Origin of the sequence: Roseovarius pelagicus (genome assembly GCF_025639885.1) — a bacterium.
Lineage (GTDB): Bacteria > Pseudomonadota > Alphaproteobacteria > Rhodobacterales > Rhodobacteraceae > Roseovarius > Roseovarius pelagicus.
In genome coordinates, this window is record NZ_CP106738.1 from 1,276,781 (window position 1) to 1,300,827 (window position 24,047).

General features: G+C 59.5%; 16 protein-coding genes and 1 tRNA gene. 1 reads left to right on the forward strand and 16 read right to left on the reverse strand.

Annotated features, from left to right (window positions below; all coding sequences use genetic code 11):
- Positions 1 to 20: 20 nt before the first annotated feature.
- The 13 genes from rpoC to N7U68_RS07355 all read right to left on the reverse strand — a co-directional run bounded on the left by rpoC (position 21) and on the right by N7U68_RS07355 (position 17,675).
- Positions 21 to 4,265, reverse strand: a complete 4,245-nt coding sequence (gene rpoC, locus N7U68_RS07295; protein WP_165196865.1) for a DNA-directed RNA polymerase subunit beta' — start codon at positions 4,263 to 4,265, stop codon at positions 21 to 23.
- A gap of 88 nt (positions 4,266 to 4,353) precedes the next feature.
- Positions 4,354 to 8,490: a DNA-directed RNA polymerase subunit beta gene (gene rpoB / locus N7U68_RS07300; RefSeq protein WP_165196863.1), complete on the reverse strand. Its 4,137-nt coding sequence runs from the start codon at positions 8,488 to 8,490 to the stop codon at positions 4,354 to 4,356.
- A gap of 248 nt (positions 8,491 to 8,738) precedes the next feature.
- Positions 8,739 to 9,119 (reverse strand): 50S ribosomal protein L7/L12, encoded by a 381-nt coding sequence (gene rplL, locus N7U68_RS07305; RefSeq protein WP_165196861.1) that lies wholly within the window; start codon positions 9,117 to 9,119, stop codon positions 8,739 to 8,741.
- A gap of 73 nt (positions 9,120 to 9,192) precedes the next feature.
- A complete protein-coding gene (rplJ, locus tag N7U68_RS07310) occupies positions 9,193 to 9,711 on the reverse strand; it encodes a 50S ribosomal protein L10 (protein ID WP_165198014.1) in 519 nt (172 codons plus the stop codon).
- 499 nt (positions 9,712 to 10,210) lie between these two features.
- Entirely contained in the window at positions 10,211 to 10,909 is a 699-nt protein-coding gene (gene rplA / locus N7U68_RS07315; RefSeq protein ID WP_165196859.1) for a 50S ribosomal protein L1, read from the reverse strand.
- 1 nt (position 10,910) lies between these two features.
- Positions 10,911 to 11,336 carry a 50S ribosomal protein L11 gene (rplK, locus tag N7U68_RS07320; protein ID WP_165196857.1) on the reverse strand — a complete coding sequence of 142 codons (426 nt, stop codon included), beginning with the start codon at positions 11,334 to 11,336 and terminating at the stop codon, positions 10,911 to 10,913.
- A gap of 169 nt (positions 11,337 to 11,505) precedes the next feature.
- Positions 11,506 to 12,039, reverse strand: coding sequence for a transcription termination/antitermination protein NusG (gene nusG, locus N7U68_RS07325; protein ID WP_165196855.1), 534 nt, complete (start codon positions 12,037 to 12,039; stop codon positions 11,506 to 11,508).
- A 192-nt stretch (positions 12,040 to 12,231) separates the two neighbouring features.
- Positions 12,232 to 12,429, reverse strand: a complete 198-nt coding sequence (gene secE / locus N7U68_RS07330) for a preprotein translocase subunit SecE (RefSeq protein WP_165196853.1) — start codon at positions 12,427 to 12,429, stop codon at positions 12,232 to 12,234.
- A 153-nt stretch (positions 12,430 to 12,582) separates the two neighbouring features.
- Complete coding sequence (locus N7U68_RS07335; RefSeq protein WP_263048700.1) at positions 12,583 to 13,308, reverse strand: phosphatidylserine decarboxylase; 726 nt, start codon at positions 13,306 to 13,308, stop codon at positions 12,583 to 12,585.
- Positions 13,309 to 13,583: 275 nt separating this feature from the next.
- Positions 13,584 to 13,659, reverse strand: a tRNA-Trp gene (locus N7U68_RS07340).
- A 107-nt stretch (positions 13,660 to 13,766) separates the two neighbouring features.
- Positions 13,767 to 14,435, reverse strand: a complete 669-nt coding sequence (locus N7U68_RS07345; protein WP_263048701.1) for a CatB-related O-acetyltransferase — start codon at positions 14,433 to 14,435, stop codon at positions 13,767 to 13,769.
- Between the two features lie 1,177 nt (positions 14,436 to 15,612).
- Positions 15,613 to 16,788, reverse strand: a complete 1,176-nt coding sequence (gene tuf, locus N7U68_RS07350) for an elongation factor Tu (RefSeq protein ID WP_165196847.1) — start codon at positions 16,786 to 16,788, stop codon at positions 15,613 to 15,615.
- Positions 16,789 to 16,991: 203 nt separating this feature from the next.
- Complete coding sequence (locus tag N7U68_RS07355; RefSeq protein ID WP_263048702.1) at positions 16,992 to 17,675, reverse strand: hypothetical protein; 684 nt, start codon at positions 17,673 to 17,675, stop codon at positions 16,992 to 16,994.
- 120 nt (positions 17,676 to 17,795) lie between these two features.
- Between N7U68_RS07355 and N7U68_RS07360 the strand changes: the two genes are divergently transcribed.
- A complete protein-coding gene (locus N7U68_RS07360) occupies positions 17,796 to 19,145 on the forward strand; it encodes a cytochrome P450 (RefSeq protein ID WP_263048703.1) in 1,350 nt (449 codons plus the stop codon).
- A 19-nt stretch (positions 19,146 to 19,164) separates the two neighbouring features.
- On the opposite strand, the gene N7U68_RS07365 is transcribed toward N7U68_RS07360, so the two are convergent.
- The 3 genes from N7U68_RS07365 to parC all read right to left on the reverse strand — a co-directional run bounded on the left by N7U68_RS07365 (position 19,165) and on the right by parC (position 23,917).
- Entirely contained in the window at positions 19,165 to 20,295 is a 1,131-nt protein-coding gene (locus N7U68_RS07365) for a M48 family metallopeptidase (RefSeq protein ID WP_263048704.1), read from the reverse strand.
- Positions 20,295 to 21,467, reverse strand: a complete 1,173-nt coding sequence (locus N7U68_RS07370; protein ID WP_263048705.1) for a DUF898 family protein — start codon at positions 21,465 to 21,467, stop codon at positions 20,295 to 20,297. The genes N7U68_RS07365 and N7U68_RS07370 overlap by 1 nt, the downstream gene beginning before the upstream one ends.
- 131 nt (positions 21,468 to 21,598) lie before the next feature.
- Positions 21,599 to 23,917: a DNA topoisomerase IV subunit A gene (gene parC / locus N7U68_RS07375; protein WP_165196838.1), complete on the reverse strand. Its 2,319-nt coding sequence runs from the start codon at positions 23,915 to 23,917 to the stop codon at positions 21,599 to 21,601.
- Positions 23,918 to 24,047: the final 130 nt, after the last annotated feature.

The window sequence follows — 24,047 nt, forward strand, 5'->3', positions numbered from 1 at the left end:
CAAAACTAATGTAGCGGCGATTATTCGTCGCGGCTCTCGGGTGTTTCCACCAGCGTGTCGAACGGATCGGCACCCACCACGTCGGCCTCTGTCGGTGCAGCAAGGGCTGCAGCGGCTTCGGCCTCTTCGCGGCGCGCTTCGATCACGACGTTGTCGCGGCTCGTTGCGATCTTGCGCATGTCCTGCGTGGCACCACCGGTACCCGCCGGAATCAGGCGACCCACGATGACGTTTTCCTTGAGACCGACCAGCTTGTCGCGTTTGCCCTGAACCGATGCTTCGGTCAGAACGCGGGTTGTCTCTTGGAACGACGCCGCCGAGATAAACGACCGGGTCTGCAACGATGCCTTGGTGATCCCAAGAAGGATCGGCTCGCCTTGTGCAGGCCGCACACCCTTGTCCATCGCCTTCTGGTTGGCCGCGTCGAATTCGGCCTTGTCCACATGCTCGCCCTTCAGCAGCGTGGTTTCGCCGCTGTCCTGGATTTCCCATTTCTGGAGCATCTGACGCACGATGACTTCGATGTGCTTGTCGTTGATCTTCACACCTTGCAGGCGGTAAACGTCCTGCACTTCGTCGATCATGTAGTCTGCCAGCGCCTCGACACCCATGATGGCAAGGATGTCATGCGGCGCCGGGTTGCCGTCCATGATATAGTCACCCTTCTGCACGAAGTCGCCTTCCTGCACCGGGATGTGCTTGCCCTTCGGCACCATGTATTCGACTGTCTCCAACGCATCGTCTGCTGGCTCGATCGAAATGCGGCGCTTGTTCTTGTAGTCGCGCCCATAACGAACGTAACCGTCGATTTCCGCGATGATGGCGTGGTCCTTGGGGCGACGTGCCTCAAAGAGTTCGGCCACACGCGGCAGACCACCGGTGATGTCCTTGGTTTTCGCGCCCTCACGCGGGATACGGGCCACAACGTCACCGGCGTGGATCTTATCACCTTCTTCAATGCTGAGGATCGCATCCACGGACATCGGATAGGTCACAGGGTTGCCCGCATCGTTACGCATAGGCTCTCCATCGTCACCGACGACAAAGATCTCTGGCTTCAGCTCGTTGCCCTTGGGGGCCGCGCGCCAGTCCATCACGATTTTCTGGGTCATGCCGGTGGCATCGTCCGTTTCGTCGCGCACGGCAACACCGGTCACGAGGTCGACGAACTTCGCCGTACCGGATTTCTCCGCGATGATGGGCAACGTGTAGGGGTCCCATTCAAACAGCTTATCACCACGCGCGACGGTGCCGCCTTCTGCGACATGCAGCTTGGTGCCATAGCCCAGCTTGTGGCTGGCCAGTTCCTGACCGCTGCCGGACATGATTTTCAGCTTCATGTTCCGCCCCATCACCAGCGTCTCGCCCGCAGAGTTCTCCAGCGTTTGTGCGTTGTCGAACTCGATCGTGCCGTCTTGGCTGGCTTCGAGGAAGGACTGCTGACCACCCTGTGCAACGCCGCCGATGTGGAAGGTCCGCATCGTCAGCTGTGTACCGGGCTCACCGATGGATTGCGCGGCGATGATACCCACCGCCTCGCCGGTGTTGACCATTGTACCACGAGCGAGGTCACGCCCGTAGCACATGGCGCACACACCGTCTTCGGCCTCGCAGGTCAGCGGGCTGCGGATACGTGCCGTCGCAACAGCGGCCTCTTCCACCGCATCTGCCATCCGTTCGTCAATCAGCGTGCCCTCAGCGATGATGACCTCATCGGTGCCCGGCCGCAAGATATCCTCGGCCGCAACACGGCCCAGAACACGTTCGCCCAAAGACGAGACAACCTCACCATCGTTCACAGCATTTTCGGCAGTGATCGCGCGATCCGTACCACAATCATGCTGACGCACGATGCAGTCCTGCGCCACGTCTACCAGACGACGGGTCAGATAGCCGGAGTTCGCCGTTTTCAAAGCGGTATCCGACAGACCTTTCCGCGCACCGTGGGTCGAGTTGAAGTACTCAAGAACGGTCAAACCTTCCTTGAAGTTCGAGATGATCGGTGTCTCGATGATGTCGCCGTTCGGCTTGGCCATCAGGCCGCGCATACCGCCCAGCTGTTTCATCTGCGTAACCGAACCACGCGCACCGGAGTGGGCCATCATGTAGACCGAGTTCGGCTCCAGTTCGGTGCCGTTCTCGTCATGCTTGGATGCCGAGATCGTGCCCATCATGGCGTCGGTGACCTGATCGTTACATTTTGACCAAGCATCAACCACTTTGTTGTACTTTTCGCCCTGAGTGATCAGGCCGTCCATGTACTGCTGCTCGAACCCTTTGACCTGCTCGCGTGTCTCACCAACGATGTCCCACTTGAGATCCGGGATCACCATGTCGTCCTTGCCGAAAGAAATGCCAGCCTTGAACGCTTCGCGGAAGCCCATCGTCATGATCTGGTCACAGAAGATGACCGACTCTTTCTGACCGCAATAGCGATAGACAGTGTCGATGACCTGTTGCACCTCTTTCTTGCGCAAGAGGCGGTTCACCAGAGTGAAAGGCGCCTTGGCGTTCTGGGGCAGCAATGCACCCAGACGGACACGGCCCGGCGTCGTTTCAAAACGCGTGACAACTTCGTTGCCCTCATCGTCAACCTGCGGAACCCGTGCGGTGATCTTGGCGTGCAGATGCACCTCACCCGCGTCCAGCGCATGCTGTACCTCGTCAATGGACGAAAACGACATGCCTTCGCCCTTCATGCCATCGCGTTGCAGCGACGCATAATACAGGCCCAGAATCATATCCTGCGACGGCACGATGATCGGTGCGCCGTTGGCGGGCGACAGAACGTTGTTCGTGGACATCATCAGCACGCGGGCTTCCAACTGCGCCTCAAGGCTCAGCGGAACGTGAACCGCCATCTGGTCGCCGTCAAAGTCAGCATTGAACGCCGAGCAGACCAGCGGGTGAAGCTGGATTGCCTTACCTTCGATCAGCGTGGGTTCGAACGCCTGAATGCCCAGACGGTGCAACGTCGGCGCGCGGTTCAGCATCACGGGATGCTCGCGGATCACCTCGTCGAGGATATCCCACACTTCGGGACGTTCCTTTTCCACCAGCTTCTTGGCTTGCTTGACGGTTGACGACAGACCTTTGGCCTCAAGCCGCGAATAGATAAACGGTTTGAACAGCTCCAGCGCCATCTTCTTGGGCAGACCACACTGGTGCAACTTCAGTTCGGGACCAGTCACAATGACCGAACGACCCGAGAAGTCGACGCGTTTACCCAAAAGGTTCTGACGGAAGCGGCCCTGCTTGCCTTTCAGCATGTCGCTGAGTGATTTCAGCGGACGCTTGTTGGCACCGGTGATAACCCGACCACGACGACCGTTGTCGAACAGCGCATCGACCGATTCCTGCAACATCCGCTTCTCGTTGCGCACGATGATATCGGGCGCGCGCAGCTCGATCAGCCGCTTCAGACGGTTGTTGCGGTTGATGACCCGCCGATAGAGATCGTTGAGGTCCGACGTGGCGAAACGCCCCCCGTCGAGCGGCACCAGCGGACGCAGCTCTGGTGGAATGACCGGAATGACAGTCATAACCATCCATTCCGGGCGGTTGCCGGATTCAAGGAAGCTCTCGACCACTTTCAGGCGCTTGATGATCTTCTTCGGCTTGAGCTCGCCGGTCGCCACGGCCAGATCGGCGCGCAGGTTTTCGGCTTCGGATTCCAGATCAATCTGCGCCAGCATGTCGCGGATCGCTTCGGCACCGATATTCGCGGTGAAGGCGTCCAGACCGTAGGCGTCCTGCGCGTCCATGAACTCTTCTTCGCTGAGCATCTGGCCATAGGTCAGGTCCGTGAGGCCCGGCTCGATCACAACGTAGTTCTCGAAATACAAAACCCGTTCCAGATCGCGCAGCGTCATGTCCAGCATGAGACCGATGCGCGACGGCAGCGATTTCAGGAACCAGATATGCGCACAGGGTGCCGCCAGCTCGATATGGCCCATACGCTCGCGGCGTACCTTTTGCAGCGTGACTTCTACACCGCATTTCTCGCAGACGACGCCGCGATATTTCATGCGTTTGTATTTACCGCACAGGCATTCGTAATCCTTGATCGGGCCAAAGATGCGCGCGCAGAACAGACCGTCACGTTCGGGCTTGAATGTGCGGTAGTTGATCGTTTCGGGCTTCTTGATCTCGCCATAGGACCAGCTCAGGATACGCTCTGGGCTGGCAAGGCTGACCTTGATTTCGTCAAACGTCTGCGCCGGTGCGACAGGGTTGAACGGGTTGTTTGTCAGTTCCTGGTTCATCTTGTGACCTTTCAGTTAAGGCAATGCGTTGGGGAAGGACCCATATTTTTCGCGAAAAATATGGGCTCAAGAAAATTCGCGAATTTTCTTATTCCTCGCCCTCCGAATCCAGAAGTTCCATGTTGAGACCCAAACCGCGGACCTCCTTGACCAGAACGTTGAACGATTCCGGCACGCCAGCCTCAAAGCTGTCTTCGCCCTTGACGATCGACTCGTAAACCTTGGTCCGGCCTGCCACATCGTCCGACTTCACCGTCAGCATTTCCTGCAAGGTGTAGGCCGCGCCGTACGCTTCCAGCGCCCAAACCTCCATCTCACCGAAACGCTGCCCGCCGAACTGCGCTTTACCACCCAGCGGCTGCTGCGTGACAAGGCTGTAAGGCCCGGTCGAACGCGCGTGGATCTTGTCGTCGACAAGGTGGTGCAGTTTCAGCAGGTACTTCACGCCGACGGTGACAGGGCGCGCAAACTGCTCGCCTGTGCGTCCGTCAAACAGAACCGACTGACCCGACGTATCAAATCCCGCACGCCGTAGTGCATCGTTCACGTCGGCCTCCTTGGCCCCGTCAAAGACCGGTGTCGCGATTGGCACGCCATTGGTGACGTTGCCGGCTGCTTCGATCAGCTGATCCTCGTCCATACCGGCGATGCCTTCGTCGTAGACATCATCGCCATAGGCCAGCTTCATTGCCTCACGGACAGGAGTCAGATCGCCTGAGCGACGGTAGTCCTGCAACGCCTCGTCAATCTTGACGCCAAAGCCGCGCGCGGCCCAGCCCATGTGGGTTTCAAGGATCTGACCGACGTTCATACGCGACGGCACGCCCAGCGGGTTCAGACAGAAATCAACCGGCGTACCATCCGCGAGGAACGGCATGTCCTCCATCGGTACCACCTTCGAAATCACACCTTTGTTGCCGTGACGACCGGCCATCTTGTCACCCGGTTGAAGCTTGCGCTTCACCGCGATGAACACCTTGACCATTTTCATCACGCCCGGAGGCAGATCATCGCCGCGGCGAACCTTCTCGACCTTGTCCTCGAACCGCGCATCCAAAGCGCGCTTTTGCGCCTCGTATTGCGAGTTCAATGCTTCAACGATCTGGGCATCGGCCTCGTCTTTCAGCGCCAACTGCCACCATTGACCCTTGCTCAGCATACCCAGCAGATCCTCGGTGATTTCCGAGTTCGACTTGACGCCTTTGGGGCCTTTAACGGCAACCTTGCCAAAGATCACAGACTTGAGACGCGCGTAGATGTTGCGGTCCAGAATGGCCAGCTCATCATCGCGGTCGCGCGCCAGACGTTCGACTTCTTCACGCTCGATCTGAAGTGCGCGCTCGTCTTTTTCCACCCCGTGGCGGTTAAAGACGCGTACTTCAACGACCGTACCGAAATCGCCCGGTTTGACGCGCAGCGATGTATCACGCACATCGCTGGCTTTCTCGCCAAAGATCGCGCGCAGCAGCTTTTCTTCCGGTGTCATCGGGCTTTCACCCTTGGGGGTGATCTTGCCCACCAGAATATCGCCCGGCTCCACATCCGCGCCAATATAGACGATGCCCGCCTCGTCGAGGTTGCGCAGAGCTTCCTCGCCGACGTTGGGAATATCGCGGGTGATCTCTTCTGGCCCCAGCTTAGTATCGCGGGCTGCCACTTCGAATTCTTCGATATGTACAGACGTGAAGACGTCATCACGCGACATACGCTCGGAAATCAGGATCGAGTCCTCAAAGTTGTAGCCGTTCCACGGCATGAACGCGACAACCACGTTCCGGCCCACGGCCAGTTCGCCCATGTCAGTCGCGGGACCATCAGCGATGACCTCGCCCTTGCCCACGGTATCGCCCACCTTCACCAAAGGACGCTGGTTGATACAGCTGTTCTGGTTCGAGCGCTGGAACTTGCGCAGACGATAGATATCCACGCCCGGATCGCCCGGCTCCATGTCTTCGGTGGCACGCACAACGATCCGCTGGGCATCGACCTGGTCGATGATACCCGCACGTTTCGCCATGATCGCAGCACCACTATCGCGGGCTACGACGCCTTCGATCCCGGTGCCGACCAGCGGTGCCTCGGCCTGAATCAACGGCAGCGCCTGCCGCATCATGTTCGACCCCATCAGCGCGCGGTTGGCGTCGTCGTTTTCCAGAAACGGAATGAGCGAGGCCGCGACCGAGACCAACTGTTTCGGGCTGACGTCGATCAGGTCTACACTCTCGCTGGGCGCGAGGGTGTATTCGCCCGACTGGCGGGTGTTGACCATCTCGTTCTCGAACTTGCCGTTCTCATCGAGGTTGGCGTTGGCCTGTGCCACGATGTGCCGCATCTCCTCGGTTGCGGACATGTATTGCACTTCGTCCGTCACCTGCGCGTTCACCACTTTACGGTAAGGCGTTTCGATAAAGCCGTATTTGTTCACCCGCGCAAAGGTTGCGAGGCTGTTGATCAGGCCGATGTTCGGGCCTTCCGGCGTCTCAATCGGGCACATCCGGCCATAGTGGGTCGGGTGAACGTCGCGCACCTCGAACCCGGCACGTTCGCGGGTCAGACCGCCCGGCCCAAGCGCGGACAGGCGGCGCTTGTGCGTGACTTCCGACAGCGGGTTGGTTTGGTCCATGAACTGCGACAGCTGGCTCGAACCAAAGAACTCGCGTACAGCCGCAGCAGCAGGTTTGGCGTTGATCAGATCTTGCGGCATGACCGTATCGATCTCGACCGATGACATGCGTTCCTTGATCGCGCGCTCCATACGCAGCAGGCCAACGCGGTACTGGTTCTCCATCAGCTCGCCGACAGAACGCACCCGGCGGTTGCCGAGGTGGTCGATGTCGTCGATGTCGCCCTTACCGTCGCGCAGCTCTACCAGCGCCTTGATGCAGGCCACGATATCTTCGCGGTCCAGCGTGCGCTGTGTATCCGGCTTGTCCAGCGCCAGACGCATGTTCATCTTGACCCGGCCTACCGCGCTCAGGTCATAACGTTCGCCGTCAAAGAACAGTGTGTCGAACAGTGCCGATGCGGCCTCTTCGGTGGGCGGCTCGCCCGGACGCATCACGCGGTAGATATCCATCAGCGCGGTTTCACGGCTCATGTTCTTGTCCGCGGCCATGGTGTTGCGCATGTAGGGACCGACATTGATGTTGTCGATATCCAGCACCGGCACCTCGGTGATACCAGCGTCCAGCAGTTCCTGCAGGGAACCACCGGTCACATCACCGGCCTTGTCGTATTCCAGCGTCAGTTCGTCACCGGCTTCGACATAGATCGCGCCGGTTTCTTCGTTGATGATGTCCTTGGCGACGAATTTGCCCAGAATATGCTCGAACGGAACCAGAAGGTCGGTCACATTGCCGTCGTCGATCAGCTTCTTGACGGCGCGCGGCGTAACTTTCTTGCCCGCTTCAGCGATAACTTCGCCAGATTTGGCATCGACCAGATCATAGGTCGGGCGGGTGCCGCGAACGCGCTCGGGGAAGAACTTGGTGACCCAGCCCTTGCCCTTTTTCAGCTTGAAATTAACCGTGTCGTAATAGGCATCCATGATGCCTTCCTGGTCCATGCCCAGCGAATACAGCAGCGTTGTTACGGGCAGCTTGCGGCGGCGATCGATCCGCGCGAACACGATATCCTTGGCGTCGAATTCGAAATCCAACCACGAACCACGATAGGGAATGATCCGGCATGCAAAGAGCAACTTGCCAGAGCTGTGGGTCTTGCCCTTGTCATGGTCAAAGAACACACCGGGCGAACGGTGCATCTGGGACACGATCACACGCTCGGTACCATTGACGACAAAGGTGCCGTTGGGCGTCATCAAGGGCATATCGCCCATGAACACGTCCTGTTCCTTGATGTCCTTGACCGATTTGGCACCGGTATCTTCGTCGATATCAAACACGATCAGACGCAGCGTCACCTTTAGCGGCGCGCTGTATGTCATGTCGCGCTGCATGCACTCCTCGACGTCGTATTTCGGCTTTTCCAGCTCGTAATCGACGAACTCGATGACAGAGGTTTCGTTGAAATCCGAAATCGGAAAGACCGACTGAAAGACACCCTTGATGCCTTCACCGTCCATGGGGATGTCCTGATCACCTGAATTCAGGAACAGGTCATATGACGATTTCTGAACCTCGATAAGGTTCGGCATTTCGAGGACTTCGCGGATTTTACCGAAGTATTTACGCAAACGTTTCTGGCCAAGATAGGTTTGAGCCATGTGTCTGGTCACCTTTCAATTCTCACCGGTCGCGCGGGCTGTCGGGCCCCAGCCGCGTGACCATTTGAGACGGCGTGCTAAGGATCCATTCATGGCTGTCGTCCCAATGACAGCCTCCCGATCCAGAACCTCGCCTGAGAAAAGCCCCAAATATGCGGGGCCTCTCTGAGACAGGTTCGGCAGGGGACAGTTTTCACCGCCCCCTGCCTTGATTCTCAGCCCCTCGGGTAAACCCCCGAGGGCCGCAATCACTTCAGTTCGACTTCGGCGCCAGCTGCTTCCAGCTTGCCTTTGAGCTCTTCGGCTTCTTCTTTCGAAACCTGCTCTTTGACAGCTTTGCCGCCTGCTTCGACCAGGTCCTTGGCTTCTTTCAGGCCCAGACCGGTGATCGCGCGAACCTCTTTGATGACGTTGATTTTCGACGCGCCGGCCGATTTCAGGATAACGTCAAATTCGGTTTGCTCTTCGCCTGCGTCGCCACCGGCGTCGCCAGCAGGACCAGCCATCATCACAGCGCCGCCAGCGGCGGGCTCGATGCCGTACTCGTCTTTCAGGATAGTTTTCAGTTCTTGTGCTTCGAGAAGCGTCAGACCAACGATCTCTTCTGCCAGTTTTTTCAGATCAGCCATTTTCTCATGCTTTCCGTTTTAGATGTGTTCCAACGTCCGGGTTTCAAGCCCGGTACGGGTACGTTCCAGTTGCTTATGCCGCTTCGGCCTTCTCTTCGATGGTCGAAAGGATGCTCGCGATGTTGCTAGCAGGTGCGCCAATGGCCCCGGCAATGTTCGAAGCAGGTGCGCCGATGCAGCCCACGATCGAAGCAATAAGCTCGTCACGCGAAGGCATTTTCGACACGGCTTCAACGCCAGCCCGGTCCAGAGCGTTCTCACCCATTGCCCCGCCAAGGATCTCGTATTTCTTGTTGTCCTTGGCGAAACCCTCACACACCTTGGCCGCAGCCACGGGGTCTTCGGAATAGGTCAAAACGGTCATACCCGAGAGGTAGTCAGCAATGCTTGCGCATGGCTTGCCCTCAAGGGCGATCTTGGCGAGCCTGTTTTTGGCAACGCGAACAGATGCATCGGCATCGCGCGCACGCGCACGAAGATCTTGCATCTCTGCAACTGTCAGACCCGTGTAGTGGGCAACCACTACAACGCCAGAGCTTTCGAAGATCTGGCCGAGTTCCTCGACCACTTTCTCTTTCTGGGCTCTATCCACAGTTTTTCTCCAAATTTGGAGGTTTCCCTCCGGCTCAGTGTACCGGATTTCTCCGGCGGTTGGGTCCTTCAAACGGGACGCCCGAACCGCACGAAGACATGGCCTTCGGTCAATCTGGTCTGATCCCGTCTCAGGCAGGAATTAACAGGGCAATAGACCCCAACCCGCCATCTCGGACGAAACGCAAAAGAGCGCGGGACGAATCACGCGCTCCAAGGCAAGGGCAGACCTAATCTGCACGCCACCAAATGCCAAGCCCCGTAGGCCAGTTTTTTGCAAGCTTCCGCCGATTTCCCCCGACATTCTCGCAATCCGCCCGTTGCCGGGGCTGCTCGCGCGGCGTTTGGTCGGCAAACGGCAAAATTGCCCCCCCACATGATCACCGCTGACGTCCCGGAGATGACGATCGCCATGCTATAAGAACGAACAGACCCGGCGCGCACAGGGCGAGCCGGGTCTGCCTCAATCTAATCGTCAGGCGCATGGCCTGACAGCGCGATTAGCTGCCTGCAGCGTCCGCGACATCAATCGTGATGCCAGGTCCCATCGTCGAGGTCAGCGAAATACGCTTCATGTACGATCCCTTGGCACCGGCTGGCTTGGCCTTGGCCACGGCACCGATAAAGGCGCGCACGTTCTCGACCAGCTTGGCCTCGTCGAACGATGCCTTGCCGACGCCGGCATGTACGACACCGGCCTTCTCGGCCTTGAACTGGACCTGACCGCCCTTGGCGTCTTCGACAGCTTGCTTGATGTCCATCGTCACGGTGCCGACTTTGGGGTTCGGCATCAGGTTGCGTGGGCCCAGAACCTTGCCCAGACGGCCGACGATCGGCATCATGTCGGGCGTTGCAATGCAGCGATCAAAGTCGATCTTGCCGCCTTGCACGATTTCCATCAGGTCCTCTGCGCCAACGATGTCCGCGCCTGCCGCTTCAGCTTCTTCAGCCTTGGGGCCACGGGCGAATACCGCCACGCGAACGGATTTACCGGTGCCGTTGGGCAGGCCGACAACACCGCGAACCATCTGGTCCGCGTGACGCGGATCGACGCCGAGGCTCATCGCGATCTCGATGGTTTCGTCGAACTTGGCCTTGGCATTGTTCTTGACCAGTGCCACGGCTTCTTCAACTGTTACGTCGTGCTTGCCAGCAAAGGCTTCGCGGGCGGCGCGCGTGCGTTTTCCGAGTTTTGCCATCTTACTTCACCTCGATGCCCATGGAACGCGCGGAACCGACGATGATCTTCATCGCGGCGTCGACGTCGTTTGCGTTCAGGTCTTTCCACTTGGCTTCCGCAATCTCGCGGACCTGCTTGACGGTTACGGAACCGGCCACATCGCGACCCGGTGTTTTGGAACCGGATTTCAGCTTGGCAGCCTTTTTGATGTAATAGGACGCGGGCGGCGTCTTGATTTCCATCTCAAAGGATTTGTCCTGATAATAGGTAATCACGGTCGGGCATGGGGCACCTGGCTCCATGTCCTGCGTCTTGGCGTTGAACGCCTTGCAGAATTCCATGATGTTGATGCCGCGCTGACCCAGGGCGGGTCCAACGGGCGGGCTGGGGTTGGCTTGCCCGGCTTTCACCTGCAGCTTCATCTTGCCAGCGAGTTTCTTGGCCATGAGGCCTCTCCTTCTTTCCAACGACCTCGGGGCGCGCCCTTCGGTCTCTCTCGTTGCGTGGTCCGGATCGGGTGCCGCGGCCCCCTGTCCTCCCACTTGGGATGCGCTGTCGTCCCATCCGGGCCGACCTCGCATGTCTCATAGGGTGGGCGCTGCCCCACCCCCCACGTCACCCTTGCTTGGTAACCTGGGTAAATTCCAATTCGACCGGCGTTTCCCGACCAAAGATCGACACCGACACCTTGAGGCGCTGGTTCTCGTCGTCGACTTCCTCGACCATCCCGTCGAAATCCTCGAACGGGCCATCGTTGACCTTTACCTTTTCGCCGATCTCGAAATGGATCAGCGTGCGCGGGCTGTCTTCGCCTTCCTGAACGCGGTTCAGAATCGCATTCACCTCAGCGTCGCGCATCGGCATCGGACGGCCCTGAGGGCCCAAAAATCCAGTAACCCGGTTGATCGAGCTGATCAGGTGATAGCCCTGATCGGACATCTCCATGCGCACCAGCACATACCCCGGCATGAACCGCCGCTCGGCGGTCACTTTCTTGCCGCGCCGCACTTCGATCACCTCTTCGGTGGGCACCAGCACTTCTTCGATATCGTCCTCGAGGCCGGATTCGATGACGGATGTTCTGATCTGCTCAGCAATCTTCTTCTCGAAATTCGAGAGAACGCTTACCGAGTACCACCGCTTTGCCATGCCGACCCAATTCCTCGTACCATCCGGACCAAGTGCCCGGCATTATTGTATTTCTCCGCGCGTCACACACACGGTCCCGAAACAAAAATCGGCGCGCAACTCGAATCGCCGCGCGCCATGTTCCGTTGATGAGCGCCCCATTACCGCGCATCCCCCATGATTTCAAGGGGCTACAGGCAGTTTTGGCGTGGTTTAGCCGAACATTCCCAGTACAGCCTGTAGTCCACTGCGGATACCAAGATCCACCAAGGCAAAGAAGATTGCCGTCAGCGCCGCCATGATGAACACCATCACAGTGGTCAAAAACACCTCGCGGCGCGTCGGCCAAACGACCTTTGCCACTTCGGCGCGGACCTGCTGGATGAACTGAAGCGGATTGGTTCGTGCCATGCGCTGATGTCTCTCGCTACCCTCAAATCGGTGCGGGCTGCCCGAATGGTCCAGCCCGTCCGCGCGACATACGCGCCCCATGGGGTAAATTCAAGAGCCGATCCAGATGGACCGGCTCTCAGGGTTTTCAACGCGCCGTCGCAGTCACAATGCTCAACCGTGGCGGGCCTGTGCGGCCAGCCTGTCGAACGGGTCCGGCCCGTCATCGTTACTATCGTCCAAGAGCGCCTCTCGGCTGAAATCCGGCATGTACAGCCCTTCGGTCCAGCGTCCCGGCAAACGATCAAACAACGCATCCAACCGTATCGCCAGGCCATCTGCACCGGCGCGCAGCCGCTCTGCCCGGCGCGGGGCGCGGTCGTCCAGCCATCGGTAGAACCAGAGCATTGCCGCCGCAATCCGTTCGGCACCGACAAAGATGAATGCGATAAGTGCCAACCAGATCGCACCAATGATTAGCGTCGGGACAATCCAAGGCCACGTATAGAACACTGCAATCGCCGATGCGGCAATCAGCACCCGCCCCAGCCATCCCTTGCGCACAGCGCGTGGCCTGCCGGAGTCTCTCGGCGGGTCGATCTCCTCGAAAGCGGCGTGTGTCTGTTCGACAGGAACGCCCCTGCCGCGCTTGGCACTGGCGGTCGTTGCGGCGCGGCGCAGTGGCGGCGCCTCGGCACGGGCAACGGCCTGCGTCACCGCAGCACTTGCCGCGGCGCGCTCTTCGTCTTTTTGTTCATTCAATGTCTGGGCAATGACTTCGTCGATTTCCGCATCGCTCAATTCCGGAAGCCGCGATTCCATCAGTGTGTCCAGCCGAAGGCCGGGCCGCAGCTTGCTGTCATCGACGCGCAAGCTCTCGTAATCAGTCATGGTTGGCATGGCAGCACCAAATCCTATGTTGCGCCCCCACGCACACCCGGCGCGAACGCGAGGTCCGTCACCGATTGCAGTCATTCTAGGGCGTGATTCTGGCAAAAATGTGGCAACCGCGGTAAATTCGGGGCAAACCTGCAATAAATTGGACCTGAATAGGGCAAATGCGGCAACGCTTGCGGTGGTGACTGTCTCTGCTCGGAAAGGGCGGGGACTGTGGCAACCGACCAAGAAGGTCGTCACGCAAATCCGGGAGTTTGGCATCACACCGGACTGGCCGATGGCAGGGGCACCAGGGCTCGAACCCGGGACCTACGGTTTTGGAGACCGTCGCTCTACCAACTGAGCTATACCCCTATACGCGGTCCGGGGATTAAGCCAACTCGCGCGCCAGCGCAAGGGGTCGGACCGATCATAGACGACATTTGTTCACACCTCCCTGACCAGCAAGTATCGGCGGGTGACTACCGGGCACCGACACAGGCCGCCGCGCGCTCCAGCGCTGTCAGGTCGGCATCGCAGATCGCCGTCTCATGGGTCAGAATATCTCCTATCGGCCAATCCCACCATGCGACCTCTAACAAACGGGCAATCGTCTCGGACGTGAACCGGCGGCGCCGGGTGCGCCCCGGATTGCCCGTGACCACGCTATAGGGCGGCACATGCCCACCCACCACGGCCCCGGCACCGACAATCGCGCCGCTACCGATCACTGCCCCCGGCAGGATCCGTGCGCCCTCCCCGATCCAGATGTCGTGACCCAGTTGTGTATCGCGCCCCGGTCCGGGCAGTGACGCCCGCCCCTCTGCAAACCCGCCATCGAAGACGGCAAAGGGATAGGTCGAAAACCCGTCATGCCGATGATTGGCAGAGGCCGTGATGAACTGCACCCCATCGGCGATCTGACAAAACCGCCCGATGATCAGCTTCTCGGGCGAATGTGGATATAGATAGGGTGCCAGAGACGCCGCCCAGTCGTCGGGCGGCTCATGCGCACTTGCATAGGAATACTCCCCCACCTCGATGCGCGGATGGTCGATCGCGGCGCGCAGGAAAACCGTGCCCTGATGCCGGGTGCCATCGGGCAATGTCAGCGGATTACGGTTGTCGGGATCGGGAAAAGGTTGGGGCATGACTGTCTCATTCTGCTCGCTTGGGGTAGGGCTTGGCGATCATCCTTGAACGGGAACAACTGAACCACCGCAGGAAGAGTTTGCAGCAGTTTCTATCCGGAGAAAAGTCAGGGCATCGCCGCCTCACCGCGCTTTTGACAGATCAGCGTGAGTGTTCCGCAGAGCCGCCCCGCATCGGCTTGTGTGCGAAGCTATTCGACTGATTTATATGCCTTAACAAAAACTTCTCTCCAGTTTGAATGTTCATACTGATCTAGGGTTAGCACGACAGGTCCGTACCAGCTTCCTTTGGGGAGATCGGTGTCCGGCGCGGAGCATACATTTGTTAGCTTACGACGCTCGTCCGCAGAGAAATACGTTTCTTGAAGGCAATATACGGTGTCGGGCTTTGCACGTCCCCAAAAGAAATAGACAACTTTCGTTGCAGGGCCTGTGTTGTGGACAGTAAATGACCAAAGTCCATGATCTTCCACCCAAACCATTGGGTCGTTAGCCTCGCTATAAGTGCGTGAAGATCGCTCTTGGAATTTGAAATACCCAAGGCCAATAGCCGCCACTACGCCTAACGCCGTAAAAACGTGGTTCTTTGTAATTTCCGCCATGGTTTGACAGTCACCCCTTGCCGTACTTCCTCTGACCATACTTCCGCTTGGTGAAATCCATAAGGCCTGTGCGACGCCTCTTTGAAATCTGGCTTCTCCGCGCTTTCCCAATGCGTCCGAAACTGCAGTTGAATTTCCCTCATGTCCAGAAAATAGCACGTTCCCTGCTCCGCATTGTCAATGTCAGCATCGAGCAAGGCAAGGCAGTCTCGTCCTTTCGCGGCCTTGGTCTTGCAGGCATCATTAACGTTGCGCTTGATGAGCTTGTCCGTTTGAGTCCGCTTAGAGGTCTTAGTGATCTGGAACTCCAGCTCGTCATAAAACCGGCCCCTGCGGATGGGCGTGTATTTGATCGAGAAGTCTGCGCCTAGCGGATCATCGCGGATCTACTTGTGGGCAGAATCGCCCTCCCACTTGCAGAAGCCCTGCCGCCTCGCATAGGCAGCCTTGGCCACGGCTTTCTCCATCGGTTCGACGCGAGAACAACAGGCAAGCGACCAAAGAAAAAGGGCGCCCCAAAGGACGCCCCTGAACATGCTGGTGCAGGGTGGGGTTTGATCCCGCCCCGCCCCCGATCACTCGAGGATTTTGGACACGACGCCGGCGCCGACGGTGCGGCCGCCTTCGCGGATGGCGAAGCGCAGGCCTTCTTCCATTGCGATCGGTGCGATCAGTTCAACTTCGAACTTCAGGTTGTCGCCGGGCATAACCATTTCCGTGCCCTCGGGCAGGTTCACGGTGCCGGTCACGTCCGTCGTACGGAAGTAGAACTGCGGGCGATAGTTCGCGAAGAACGGCGTGTGACGGCCACCCTCATCCTTGGTCAGGATATACGCCTCGGCTTCGAACTTGGTGTGCGGGTTCACCGACTTGGGCTTGCACAGAACCTGACCACGCTCGACGCCCTCACGGTCGATACCACGCAGTAGAACGCCAACGTTGTCGCCCGCCTCACCACGATCCAGCAGCTTGCGGAACATTTCAACGCCCGTGCAGGTGGTTTTCTTGGTGTCGCGGATGCCCACGATTTCCAGTTCGTCGCCAACGTTCACAACGCCACGCTCGATACGACCGGTCACAACCGTGCCACGACCCGAGATCGAGAACACGTCCTCGACCGGCATCAGGAACGGCTGGTCAACCGCACGTGCAGGCGTCGGGATGTATTCGTCCACAGCCGCCATCAGCTTCTTGATCGACTCTTCGCCGATCTCAGGCGTGTCTCCGTTCATCGCGGCCAGCGCCGAGCCGGGGATGATCGGAATGTCGTCGCCAGGATACTCGTAGCTGCTCAGCAGCTCGCGGATTTCCATCTCGACCAGTTCCAGCAGCTCTTCGTCGTCAACCTGATCGACCTTGTTCATGTAGACGACCATGTAGGGGATGCCCACCTGGCGGCCCAGAAGGATGTGCTCGCGGGTCTGTGGCATAGGACCATCAGCCGCGTTCACAACCAGAATCGCGCCGTCCATCTGCGCCGCACCGGTGATCATGTTCTTCACATAGTCGGCGTGGCCGGGGCAGTCGACATGCGCGTAGTGGCGCGTGTCGGTTTCATACTCAACATGCGCCGTCGAGATCGTGATCCCGCGCGCTTTCTCTTCCGGCGCGCCATCAATCTGGTCATACGCCTTGAAGTCACCGAAATACTTCGTGATCGCCGCCGTCAGCGTCGTCTTGCCGTGGTCAACGTGACCGATCGTGCCGATGTTTACGTGCGGCTTGCTGCGGTCAAACTTTTCCTTTGCCATGATCGTGGCCTCCTTGGTTTTCGGGTGCCGGGCTCAGGCCCGACCGACTGGTTTTTGGGTAGGCCGGGCTTCAGCCCGGCACCCGTCATGGTTATCTTCGTCGCCACCGGCGTCGCGCGCCATTTATTGCGCTGCGGGGCGAAAATCAAGCCCTACCGCGCACAGGTCTACGGTGTTCGAGACACGCGGCGGCGGTCTTTGCCTCAGCTTTCGGGCACCGGTGCGACGTCAGGTTCTTCGATGACTTCTGCCGCAGCGGTGGCCGCCGCCGCCGCAGTGGCGTCATCCTCGGGGGCAAGCTTGGCACTGACCGGTTTGGCCGAATTCGCGGCCTTCCCGCCGAACCACTCGTTCGCGAGGTTTTCGCGCACCAGCCAGTTCTGGATCAGCTTGGCCGCATTGCGGCTCAGGTTCTCCATCTGCACCTCCTTGGATTGCGTCAAACCGGATCCCAGCATGGTGTTGCCAGAGAAACTCTCGATAATCGTGACCTGCTCGGGCTTGGCGTTCAGCTTCTTGCCCGCCGCGTCATCCCATGCCGTCACGTTGATGATCAGCGCAGATTTTGGCGAAGCGACAATCGGCACGCCCGGGACCGCCAGCACATAACCCTCGACCGAGATCGCGATATGATAAAGCTTGTCACCGTCGTAGCGTCCGAAACGCTCGTCGATGGCCTTTTTCATCGATGTGATCCACTCTTCCTTGCTCGCATCACGCGAGGCTGGCCCCTTGGTCAGGTTGGGGGCGACCACGACGTTGTGGCCAAGCGCAAAGTTACCCAGCGGCACGGGCGCTTGGTCCAGATCATTGGCATTGGTGCAGGCACCAAGCAGGCCCAACGCCAGCAAAACGGCGCTCAGACGTGAAAGAAGATTGAAACGCATCAAGGTATCCTCGCAGCTAAGGGTCCCCCCGCGGATACAAGAGCCATCGCCCGTGTGCAATCATTTGCCCCACTCCGCCCGCGCCTCTATATCAGAGGCTACAGGCGAAAGGTGATCCAGATGCGCAATGACATCCCCGTTCACGTCCCTTTGGTTACGCAACCGATGGGCGTGCTGGCCAGCCTGCGTGCAGCGCGGCGCAACGTACTGAGCATTATCCCCCAGATCGCCACGCGCCAGCCAATGGTGTCGGGCCGAACGGGAAAGCGATGGCACATGGTGATGGACCCGGACGCCATTAAGACGATATTGTTGGAAAAGCTGGATAATTACCCCAAATCCGTCGTGACCAAGAACCTGCTGCGTCCTGCCATTGGTGATTCGCTCTTTATCGCAGAAGGGGCGCATTGGCGTTGGCAGCGCCGCGCGGCGGCACCGGTGTTTTCGCATCGCAACGTGATGAACCTTGCCCCGATCATGTCCGCCGCTGCCGATCGCAGTGCTGCGCGGATTGCCGCCGCCGGGCCACGCGCCATTGACGTCGCAGAGGACATGGTGCGCACCACGTTCGACGTGATCAGCGATGTGACTTTTTCCGGCGACGGCAGTTTCGATTCTGACGCCGTTCACAACGCAATTGATGGCTACATCGCCGAAGCGGGTAAAATCTCGCTCTTTGATATTCTCGGGTTTCCCGATTGGGTGCCACGCCCCGGACGGATGATGTCAGGTCAGGCGGTACGTCAGATGAAAACCGTCGCCGATCAAGCAGTCGAGGCGCGGCGCGTGCGCGGTGCGCAGGGCGTTCCCGATCTGCTGGACCTGCTGCTGGACGGGATCGACCCCGAGACCAAGCGCCAGATGAATACGGCCGAGCTACGCGATAACCTGTTGACCTTCATCGTCGCCGGGCACGAAACGACCGCACTGACGCTCGGTTGGTCGCTTTATCTCTGCGCCTTTGATCAGGACGTACAGGACCGCGCCCGCGCCGAGGCACAATCAGTTTTGCAGGGCCGTGCCGCCACTGGCGCGGATGTCGCCAATCTGCCCTTCATCCGGCAGATCGCTGATGAGGCGCTGCGCCTCTACCCGCCCGCCGCTATGGTGTCGCGCACCGCGCAAGAGGCTGATACGCTCTGCGGGCGCGACGTGCGCGCAGGGGACACTGTCATCATCCCGATTTACGCGCTGCATCGCCATCACCAACTGTGGGACGAGCCTGACCACTTCCGACCCGATCGTTTTGCTGATCGCAAGGCTGTACCGCGTTATGCCTACCTGCCTTTTGGCGATGGGCCCCGCATCTGCATCGGTGCCAGCTTTGCCTTGCAAGAGGCGGTGATCATCCTTGCCACGCTGCTATCGCGGTTTCGCTTCACTCAGGTCAAAGGGCGCAATCCTGATCCGGTAATGATCCTGACGCTCCGCCCAGAGGGGGGCGTCTGGCTTCAGGCAGAGCCTGCCTGAACGGCACCAACCGCCCGCGTTAATCGCAAATATCGCGCAGGTCGCGCCATTGCTTTGCGCTCAGAACAGGCCGTGTTTCACCTTGTTGCGCTGCATTCTGGCGCGCCAGTGCCGCCCGTCCACCGCTGGCTGGATGAGTTGCAAAGTAGATCGGTAGCGCCGGGGCGTCCCCCTCCATCAACGCCAGACCATCGAAAAAGTCCGCCATCCCCGAACTGTCCACATCCGCTCCGTTCAGCAAACCCAGCGCGAACACATCCGCTTGCGCCTCTGCGCCGCGGGTATAGCTTGCTTGTAAAATACGGTCGCCCAGCAGCACAGCGGCCGCGCCGCCGGTCACATCTCCCAGTACCATCGACAACAGCCCCGCAGACCCCGCCGCCCGTAACGCCTGACGCGTGGCATCGCGGGCCTCTACATGGCCGATCTCATGGGCCAGAACGGCGGCAACGACCTCGGGGCTGCTTGCCGTATCCAGCAGGCCGCGCATGATGACAACCTGACCGCCGGGTGCGGCAAAGGCATTGATCATGTCATGGTCCAGCACCCGCAGTTCCAGCCCGTAGGCCAGCCGGCCGCCGCTGGCCAATCGTCCGGCCAACTCCCACAGCGCCTGTAGGCCATCGCCCCCTTTGCAATCCAACTGCCCCAGACGCGTCGCCCCCAATGCCGCCTCCATCTGACGCACCACCGCCTTGCCGAAAGCGATTTCGCGTTCCACAGGAATCAGAGAGGCCAGCGTATCAGCCATCCTTGGCAGGATGAGAAACAGCATTAGAACGACGGCCCCGATCGCCAACACCGCACGGCGCACGACCCGCGCCCAACTGCCCGCATGCACATCTGCCCGCATCAGCGCCGAGCACTGCTTGCGCAGCTCGGCCATCAACGCAGGATCGGTGATCGTCAGGCGCGCCGCATCGCGCGGTGCGGCGTTTTCCACGGCCCCCGGCGCGTGCAGGGTCAACGTCATTCGGTCCTTGCGTGCACGTTCACGCAACGCGCGCAGATCCTGTAGCGGCCATTCCAGCGACGCGCCCAATGTCGGGCCGAGGATCGTCAAATGATTCCCCCCTTCGGCCAGCCACACCTGCACCTCGTGCCGCCGCGCGCCGTGACCATCGAAATAGCGCCCCGCCACCGGCAGCATCAGATCCCTCCCCCGATATCGAGCGCGTCGGCAAAACCTTCGGCATCTGTGCCACTATCGCCCGCGCGCTGCCGTATCCGTGCCAAACCCCCGGCGTTTTCGATTTTCAATGTCGCGACCACATGCGCGATGATCGGTTGAGTGATCCACACCAGCGTCAATGCCCCGATCACGGCCAGTGCCAGCATGTAGGCCGCTACCATGGGCAGTAACGTCGCGCCGACGGGCAGCGCCCCGTCCTCCATCAGCCCCATCAGGACCAAGCCCAGCGCACCCAACATCACGCCCCCCAACAGGCCCAGCACCAGCCCACCGACGACAATTTTTTTGACGATGGTTCGGGTTTCCGGCGTCGCCCGGAACCGGATGCCACCGTCCAACGTCTTGTGTGCCGTCAAATAGACAAAGGACCGAACTCGATACGACACCAGCCCCACAGCCGCCCAGACAAACCCGAGCAAGGCGAATGCTGCCGCATTGACCACCTGTCCCGCCCCAAACAGCCCCAACGCCACGATCATCAATGCAACCCCGATCAGCGAATGTTTCATTGCCGGATAGAGCGCCCACCACGTTCCGCCCTGCCGGAACCGCGCGTCGCCATACCATGTTCGATCCGTCTTGAATTTTTCCAGATAGAATGTCTGACGCGGCAGCAATAACCCCAGCGAAACAAGGCTCAGTGCCCAATGTCCCATTGCGCGCAGAACATATCCCCACGCTCCCGGCTCTGCCCCGAACCGCACGCCGCGCCAGCGCGATCGCGCCAACCTGTACCGCCGCGCGCGGTATTGCGCAAAAAAGATCAGCGGGACAATCGACAGAAACGCGACAGCCACCGCCCCGAACTGAAAATAGAGCATTGTCGATTCCCGCGCGGCATCCAGCAGCGACAGGCCGAAATAAAACAAAACCATCTGCACCACGCCCAGACAAAGCGCCAGAACCACCAGCGCCAATAGGAACCCCAACAGCTTTTCCAACCCGGTGCCGGTGTATTCAAAGCTGTCGCCGTCCCCCGCGATTGATGACCAGATGTATTTCCGGATACGGGTTTTGGCCCAGAACCGGTATAATCCGAGGGTCAGCACCGTCAGCAACGTCGTGCGTAGCGCCAAACCAAAGAGAGGCCGCCTGCTGCCGTGGTATTCACCCGTGATCTTGTCGGTCATGCCCGCGCCCTGCTCCGATCCCCGCCACGATCATCGCGCCGTGACGCCATCGGATCAAGTACATGCGCCTGCGACTGTGGCGGCGGTCAAACCGGCGAAACGCCGTTCACCACAGCAACAGACCGCGTTCGTTACGTGAACTTGTTATCCCGCGGAAATCCGCGTGGCGCCATCCGGCCTGTGCCTGCACGCTTGCCTGTCCATTCCGCCAGCGCCGTCTCGGTTCGGGTACGCCCTGCCGGATCGTGCCAACTCAACCCATCTTCCAGCGCAAAGGTGGTGGCATCTGACAGCCCGCCATCCTTATACTTTTGCAACCGTACGCCTTTGCCCCTCCCCATTTCAGGCAGCTCGGCCAGTGCAAAAACCAGCACTTTGCGGTTTTCACCCACAACAGCAACATGATCTCCGGTGACGGGTTTGCAGACCAATGCCCGTGTTTCGCCGCGCACGTTCAGTACCTGTTTGCCGCTTCGCGTCTGCGCCAGAACATCCTGTTCCGGTACGACGAACCCATCCCCGGCGCTGGAGGCCACCAACAGCTTGCGGTCTGGTTGGTGAATGAACAGGTCAATGATCCCCGCCTCATTTGGCAGATCGACCATCAGGCGCAGGGGCTCTCCCATACCGCGACCGCCGGGCAGATTGGCCGCCGACAGCGTGTAGAACCGTCCGTTCTCGGCAAAGACCAGCAGCCGGTCGGTTGTCTCGGCATGAAACAGGAAACGCGGCCCATCGCCATCCTTGAACTTCAGCTCTCGGGTCAGATCGATATGGCCGGTCATCGCCCTGATCCAGCCCATTTCCGAGCAGACGATCGTGATCGGTTCGCGGTCGATCATTGCCTCCAGCGGCACCTCCTCGACCTCGCCCGCCACCGCGAATTGCGTACGGCGTTCGCCATGTTCATAGGTCCGGCCAAAGGTCTTGCGCACCTCGCGCAGCTGGTCGGCAATCGCTTTCCACTGCAAGCCGACATTCTCTAACAGATCCTCCAGCCCGGCGCGCTCTTCCATCAGCGCGCTTTGCTCTTTCAGAAGTTCGATTTCTTCCAACCGTCGCAGGCTGCGCAGGCGCATGTTCAGAATTGCTTCGGCCTGCACCTCGGTCAGCCCGTCATCGCCCCCAACGGCGGGTGGCACATAATCATCCTCGGACATGGCGCGGGTGAATTCGCGCCCCCAATCCTCGCGCATCAGCGCCGCCTTGGGCTCGTCGTCATAGCGGATGATATCGATCACCCGGTCAAGGTTCAGGAACGCAACGATCAGCCCTTCGAGCACCTCCAGACGATGGTCGATCTTCTCCATCCGGTGCGTCGAGCGGCGCACCAGCACCTCTTGGCGAAAGTCGAGAAATGCGCGCAGCACCTCTTTCATCGAGCAGACCTTGGGTGTCACCCCGTCGATCAGCACGTTCATGTTCAGCGAAAACTTGACCTCCAGATCCGAATTGCGGAACATCATGCCCATCAACAGGTCGGCATCCACGTTCTTGCTGCGCGGTTCCAGAATCAGACGAATGTCATCCGCGCTCTCGTCGCGCACGTCGCCGAGGATCGGAATCTTCTTAACCTGAATCAGCTCGGCAATCTTCTCGATCAGCTTGGATTTCTGGACCTGATAGGGGATTTCCGTGACCACGATCTGCCACTGGCCCCGGCCCAGGTCCTCGACCTCCCACTTGCAGCGCAGGCGGAAACTGCCGCGCCCTGTGCGATAGGCGTTGGCGATATTTTCAGGCGGCTCGACAATGACCCCGCCGGTGGGGAAATCGGGGCCGCGCACGTAATTCAGCAACGTGTCATCACGACAATCAGGCGTATCGATGATGTGCAGGCAAGCATCCACCAGCTCGGCAATGTTATGCGGCGGAATGTTGGTGGCCATGCCTACCGCAATCCCGCTCGATCCATTGGCCAACAGATTGGGAAACGAAGCGGGTAAAACCACCGGCTCGGTCAGGGTGCCATCGTAGTTGTCACGAAAATCGACCGCATTCTCCGCTAACCCATCCAGCAGCGCCTCGGCTACGGCGGTCATGCGCGCTTCGGTGTACCGGCTGGCGGCGGGGTTATCCCCGTCGATGTTGCCGAAATTGCCCTGCCCGTCGACCAGCGGATAGCGCACGGCAAAATCCTGTGCCAACCGCGCCATCGCATCATAGATCGCCGCATCGCCGTGCGGGTGATAGTTACCCATCACATCGCCACTAATCTTGGCCGATTTACGGAATCCACCTGTGGAACTTAATCGCAGCTCGCGCATTGCATATAGGATACGACGATGCACGGGCTTCAGCCCATCACGTGCGTCAGGCAGTGCGCGGTGCATGATCGTACTCAGCGCATAGGTCAGGTAACGCTCGCCAATTGCACGGCGTAGCGGCTCGGACACGGTGCCGGGGTCGCCCTCGGGGCTTATGTTGGGGTCATCCACCAGATCATTCATGGATGTGGTGATAGCTCCGGCAGATTGGCTCGTAAAGCGTAGCCGGGGAAAGATTTGTGGTTTTCCCGTCACGGCCCCCTGCGAATCGTGTATCCTGATACCGCTGCCAAAGTTTGTACGATCGCTGGGG